Annotated in this window: 1 protein-coding gene and 1 pseudogene; both read left to right on the top strand. The window is 44.8% G+C overall.

The genetic code is table 11. The annotated features are described in order from the left end of the window. A partial coding sequence (locus X919_RS16340) for a Cas9 inhibitor AcrIIA9 family protein (protein ID WP_036916590.1) occupies positions 1-153 on the top strand: 153 nt, incomplete at its 5' end. Between the two features lie 4 nt (positions 154-157). Then, positions 158-603: pseudogene (locus X919_RS0100830) on the top strand (PcfJ-like protein); the annotation flags it as partial.

The following is a 603-nucleotide window of genomic DNA, read 5'->3' as shown; positions in this document are numbered from 1 at the left end:
GAACTCACAGAGGAAGAAAAAGTCGAAGCAAGGCAGGAAGCCATTAAACAATATCAGCGTGAGGAACTTGCCAAGATACAGAGCCGTAACGCACGAGTGAAAAAGACTGAGAACGCGACAACCCAAGTACAACCATCACTATTCGATTTTTAAGCCTATGAAACCGAGAAACAAGTTTGAGAACGCAGTCCTTGCCGAGAGCAGGCACCTTCGTCCGATAACCAAGACACAAAGCAGATGGGCATTTCGTGAGTGCATTGACCACTTCGCCTACCGCTTGCCAAAAGGTCGCACTACTTGTATGGATTGTGGGCATAGTTGGATAATGAACAAACATAGAGAAACTTGCACTTGCCCTCATTGCAGGGCAAAGTTGCAGGTCAAGGAAACCTACGAACGCAAGTTGCAGCAGAAGCAGTATTTCACCCTACTTACTACTTGTGGAGAGTTTCAAGTATTACGTATGTTCCTACTTATTGTGGGTATGGAGAAAGGTTACAAAGCACAGACTTCTATAATTGAGATTGGGCAATATTGGTGGAATATGCAGGGACGAAAAGCTGTGGTTGCTATACAGAGGGTATTGGGACACTATGTTGATAC

Source organism: Prevotella sp. HJM029, from assembly GCF_000599605.1.
Taxonomy (GTDB): Bacteria; Bacteroidota; Bacteroidia; order Bacteroidales; family Bacteroidaceae; genus Prevotella.
This window is presented reverse-complemented; position numbering and strand designations above follow the sequence as displayed.